At 54.3% G+C, this 641-nt stretch carries 1 protein-coding gene; it reads right to left on the reverse strand.

Going from position 1 to position 641, the window contains the following annotated elements:
* Positions 1-641: fibronectin type III domain-containing protein (locus tag B2633_RS02805; protein ID WP_483169018.1), on the reverse strand; the 641-nt coding region annotated here is incomplete at both ends.

Here is a 641-nt window from a genome sequence, read left to right on the forward strand (position 1 = left end):
GATAGGTATCCAGGCGGCAGGGCATGACCGTTCTTAACTGGCGCAGCTGTGCTTTATACTGATCGTATGATAGCAATAATGCGAAACTGCCGGAGAGATTATCAACCCTGCTTTGATTTACACCCTGATAGAATTGAGCTTCAATGCTATACGGCGTCGACAGTAAATTGCCTGATACCGCTCCGGTTTGAGGAGCAGCCGGGGCGATCTTTAAACGAATCCCGGCATCATCCTGCCGGGCGGCCGTCCTGACCTGATGAGTATTAAATACAGCCGGGCTGATGCTGATTTCAAAGTCCCGTCCGCGAATGCGCAGATCGGAACTGCTGTTGCGGCTGATCAAAGCGGCCGGAATAGCTACTTCAACCTCTGTGGCTCCAGCCAGCTGCCCCTGTGTCAGGTCAAGAAACCAGCCTCTGGAATCATCCCTGGTTCCGATGCTATAAAAGACCTGGTTGCCTTTGCGCACCGTCTGGCTGTATTCCCCCGGACTGCCGTCGCTGTCCGGGTTGCCCGCCTGTGATCCGGTGCGCACCCGGTTGCTCTTCATGGAGGGCGGCGAAGAGCCGAAGTCTCCAACCGCAGTTACTACGAATTGATAGCTGCGGTTTGGCTTAAGACTCTGATATACGAATGAGGTC

It is taken from the genome of Syntrophomonas sp. UBA1041, assembly GCF_002316705.1.
In the GTDB taxonomy this organism is placed as follows: domain Bacteria; phylum Bacillota; class Syntrophomonadia; order Syntrophomonadales; family Syntrophomonadaceae; genus DTU019.